The 4,424-nt window shown below is 61.3% G+C and carries 4 protein-coding genes and 1 pseudogene; 1 reads left to right on the forward strand and 4 read right to left on the reverse strand.

The window, feature by feature from the left end; genetic code table 11:
• Positions 1-1,139: carbohydrate ABC transporter permease (locus ACH2EH_RS12570; RefSeq protein WP_395142150.1), on the forward strand; the 1,139-nt coding region annotated here is incomplete at its 5' end.
• A 135-nt stretch (positions 1,140-1,274) separates the two neighbouring features.
• On the opposite strand, the gene ACH2EH_RS12575 is transcribed toward ACH2EH_RS12570, so the two are convergent.
• The 4 genes and pseudogenes from ACH2EH_RS12575 to ACH2EH_RS12590 all read right to left on the reverse strand — a co-directional run.
• Entirely contained in the window at positions 1,275-2,297 is a 1,023-nt protein-coding gene (locus ACH2EH_RS12575) for an SIS domain-containing protein (RefSeq protein WP_395142152.1), read from the reverse strand.
• 58 nt (positions 2,298-2,355) lie between these two features.
• The gene (locus ACH2EH_RS12580) at positions 2,356-3,510 is read right to left on the reverse strand and encodes an MFS transporter (RefSeq protein WP_395142154.1); all 1,155 of its coding nucleotides are present in this window, start codon (positions 3,508-3,510) and stop codon (positions 2,356-2,358) included.
• A gap of 55 nt (positions 3,511-3,565) precedes the next feature.
• A complete protein-coding gene (locus tag ACH2EH_RS12585) occupies positions 3,566-4,042 on the reverse strand; it encodes a bifunctional nuclease family protein (RefSeq protein ID WP_395142156.1) in 477 nt (158 codons plus the stop codon).
• A 10-nt stretch (positions 4,043-4,052) separates the two neighbouring features.
• Positions 4,053-4,424 (reverse strand): annotated as a pseudogene (locus tag ACH2EH_RS12590) (transcription termination factor Rho); the annotation flags it as partial.

Consider the following 4,424-nt stretch of genomic DNA (forward strand, 5'->3'; position numbering starts at 1 on the left):
GCTTTGCGCCGGTCAGCCTCGCGCTGGGGATCGTGATCGCACTAGGTAACGCGCGCTGGCTGAAGGCACTCACACGCAATGCCAGCCATGCCAGCGAGCTGACCCGGCTCTCTGCCACACACCTGGCGCTGCTGCTCGGCTCGTTTATGTTCATGGTGCCGTTTGCGTGGCTCCTCTCCACGTCGCTCAAGGCCGATGATGAGCAAGCCGTCTTCCCTCCCGTCTGGATTCCAACACAACAAAAGACTATAGACGCGCTTAAGCAGCCTGATGGCAAGCCCGCCAAGCTTGCCAAGCTCAGCGATGGCAAGCTGGTCGCTGAAGTGGAAGCGCTCCCGGATGGGCGAATTAAAGTCCAACCGATGCTCAACGAGACCACCCCGGATCCAAGTGGAACTCACGCAACCCTCACGCGCACGGAGCTGACCAAAGTACGTCATGTTTCGCCCAAGTGGGAGAACTACTCCGAGGCGCTGGCGTATCTGCCGCCCGACACCAAGTACGGCCTGACCTTTCTGGGCAACACCCTCTTTCTGACCCTGATGAGCGTGCTGGGAACGCTGCTTGCCTCCTCGATGGTCGCGTACTCATTTGCGCGGCTCTCGTGGCCGGGGCGCAACTTGCTCTTTGGGATACTCCTCGCGACCATGATGGTGCCGGGCGCGGTCACCCTCATGCCACAGTTTCTAATCTTCCGTAGCCTAGGCTGGATTGATACCCTCAAGCCACTCTGGGTACCCGCGTTTTTCGGCTCGGCGTTCAATATTTTTATGCTGCGCCAGTTCTTTCTCTCCATCCCTGGCGAGCTAGAGGACGCGGCAAAAATAGACGGCTGCGGCCCGTTTGGAGTCTACTGGCGCGTGATGCTTCCTCAAGTGAAGCCCGCGCTGGCGGCGATTGCGATCATGGCCGTCATGGGTGCCTGGAATAACTTCCAGGGGCCACTGATCTATCTGAGCTCGTCGGAGCACATGCCGCTGGCCTACGGGCTTCAGCTCTACCAGCAGCAGCACGGCGGCGAACCCGGCCTTCTCATGGCCGCCTCGACCATGGTCGTCATGCCGATTATCGTGCTCTTCTTCTTTACCCAGCGCTACTTCATCGAGGGTGTGAGCTTAACAGGACTCGGGGGAAGATAACCTCTGTTTAACCTCTCCCCCTGCCCCCTCCCCCGGGCGTTCGTGCCCGGGTGCCCTCTGGGCGTGAGGAAGGGGGTAAGAAAAGCCCCTTTCCCAGCGAGCTTGCGAGCGCCCGGGAGAGGGGTTGGGGAGAGGTTAACGTGTGACCGTCACTTTGCTCAGACCGAGTGGGTTGTCCGGGTTGAGGCCACGAGCGAGGGTGAGGTGGTAGGCGAGAAGCTGCGCGGGGAGAATGTCCACCAGCGGAGAGAGTAGCTCACTGCCTGTATTGATGAGAGGTAGCGCGGCATCGGGGTCGGTGGAGAGAGTGAGCACGCGCGCTCCGCGTGCGGAGAGTTTCCCCACCACTTCGGTCATCATGGGCTTGGTTTTACCGTCGGGTAGGAACAAGAGGCAGGGAGTGTTGGCTGGGACGCTAGCAATCGGGCCGTGGAGTAAGTCCGCCGAGGAGAATGCCTGGGTGGTGGTGTAGGTCGTCTCCGCAATCTTCAGCGCGGACTCAATCGCGGTGCACAGGTGCAGGCCACGCGCGACCGTGAGAATCCGCTCGGCGTGGGTGAGGGAGTTTGCGACACTCTGCGCCTTGCCCTCAAGCCGAACCAGCTCGGTGCGCATGGCATCGGGCACGCGCAAGAGTGCGTCAGCAAGCGCGGTATCGCCTGACCAGCGGGCCGCGAGCTTGGCGAAGAGCCCCAGAGTGGTGGTGTAGGTCTTGGTGGCAGCGACGGCTTTCTCCACTCCTGCGTTGCAGAGCAGCACATGCTCGGCGACCTGCGCCAGCTTCGAGTCCGCCGTGTTGGTCAGCGCAGCGGTCAGCGCCCCGCTCTTGCGTGCCTGCGCCATTACCTCGTTGATATCGTCGCCCGCTCCCGACTGCGACACTCCGATCACCAGTGCGTCTTTGTAGTTGACATCGGCCTCATAGAGCGTGTGCACCGAGGGCGCGGCTAGGCCACAAGGAATCCCGACCGTGAGCTGGAGCAGATACTTCGCGTAGGTCGCCGCGTTGTCGCTCGTGCCACGCGCGGCAAGAATCACATAACGGACATCGCGCTTCTTGATCTGCGTCACCAGCTCCGCAATAGCTTCTTTGCCGCCCGTGAGCGCTCGCTCCAGTGCGGCGGGCTGCTCGTTGATCTCTGAGAGAAGTATAGACATGTGCGTATTGTACCCAGGGATGCGTATTGTACCTAGAGAGACTTGCCTCCCGTTTGCTTCAGCGAGTCTGGGCCAGGCGCAAGCTCAGCAGTAGCACGCCAACCAGCGAGAGGGGAACCAACAGGAGCGCCCCTTGCCAGCCAAGACTGCCGCCTGCCAGTGCACCGATGAGCCAGGGAACCAGTGCGCCACCAAGGCCTCCTGCGGCCACCACCCCACCAAAGGCAGTGCCCGCAACACGGGGAAACCGCTCCCCCGCCTCAGCGAGCACCAGGCTAAAGATCCCGGAGAAAAAGAGCCCGGCCAGTGCCACACAGAGCAAAACGGGAGGCAGTTTCTGCCAGACAAGAGCGAGTGCCGCAAAGACCACTCCCCCTCCCGCGCAGAGTGCGGTGAGTTTGAGTAAGGCAAAGCGCCCCAGCAAGCCGCCGAGTGCGAAGCGCCCCAGGGTCATCGTGATCCAGAAAAGGGTCCCCACTCCCGCCATCCACTCTGTCCCCCCAGGAAGCCTCGTCTCAAAGTAGGTGGGAAGCCAGGAGAAAAAGCTCACTTCCGCCCCGACATACAGCCCTTGCATCAGGCAGAGGAGAGCGAAAGCGGGCTTCTGCAGGACAGTGCGCAGTGCTGCAAGTTCCAAAGCCTCATGTGTCTCGCTACGAGGCAAGCGGCAGAAGCTCAGCACGATAAAAACAGCGATATTTATCCCCGCGAGCCCAAAGTACAGAGCCCGCCACTCTGTGTTATGAGTCAGTAGGTAGCGACAGAGAGACGGCGATGCGGCAGCGCCAACCCCAAAGGCTACTTGCAGGGTATTGAGCAGAAACGCGCGCCTCTCGGGGTAGAGATCAGCCGCCAGCGCATTGGCGACCACTTCCATCGCCCCACTCCCTGCCCCCACCAGCAGCGCCGCCGCCAGCGCCAGAGCATAGCTGCTCGCACTGCCAAAGAGGAGTAAGCCACCCGCATAGACCGCCAGGCCGATTAAGAGCACCGCCTTGCGTCCCCAGTGGTCTGACAAGTAGCCACAGAGCAGCACCCCCACCACAAAGCCCGCAAAGTTCGCCGGGAAAAGCCGCCCCTGCGCCTCGGCCCCCAGCGAGAACGCCGTGCCCAGATAGGGAAGAAGCACTCCCACAGCCCCGAGATAGACGGAGTAGAGAAGCATCGCGATGCAGCAAAGCGCTGCCAGAGCCGAGCGTGAGGTGGTTTGCATGAGCAGGACGCATGGTACCTGAAGTGGGCACCCTCGTGCACCGAGGGCGGCGTGCTTAGTCCTGCGTGGCCTCGACCAGAACGTGCTCCGCGACGAAGATCGGAGCACTGACTCGGAGAGCAAGTGCGATGGCATCCGAGGGGCGGCAGTCTATTTCAAGGGAGGGGGCTTTCTCACGCGTCAGGTGCAGCTTGGCGTAGAAAGTCCCCTGCCATAGATCATCAATGACCACGCGCTCCAGCACTCCGCCAAGCTTCTCTACCAGATTCCGGAGCAGATCGTGGGTGAGTGGACGCTCGGGTGCTTCTTTTTGCAGGGCATTGTGGATCGCCATGCTCTCAAAAGCCCCGACATGCACCTGGAGACGGCGACCACGGGTATCGCGCAGCAAGAGCACGACCTCGCCGATGAGCCCCTCGGGCTCCGTCGTGTCGCGTGCCTCCCAGAGCCCAAGAACCTCCACCCGCTTCTCTTCCAGAGCACGTGGCTGGCGGTTCTCGTTCTCACTTGTTTCGTCGTAGGGGTTTGACATATCCGAGATGCTACTCCGACTTGGGAGAAGCGCCGGGAGCAGCACCGATCGCGGCCAGGAACTCACGGTTGGAGCGTGTCTTATCGAGGCGATCTAGGAGAAGCTCGGTCGCTTCTTTGGTACCCAGATTTGCCAGGATACGATGCACCTGCCAGATCTTGCGAAGATCATCCGCAGGGTAGAGCAGATCGTCCCGACGTGTCCCTGAGAGCTTGATGTCAATGGCGGGGTAGAGGCGCTGCTCGGCCAAGGAGCGATCCAGGCGCAGCTCCATATTTCCCGTTCCCTTGAACTCCTCAAAGATAATATCGTCCATGCGGGAGCCCGTCTCCACCAGCGCCGTGGCGATAATGGTCAGGGAGCCGCCGTGCTCGATATTACG

Origin of the sequence: Armatimonas sp. (assembly GCF_043760365.1) — a bacterium.
Classification (GTDB): domain Bacteria; phylum Armatimonadota; class Armatimonadia; order Armatimonadales; family Armatimonadaceae; genus Armatimonas.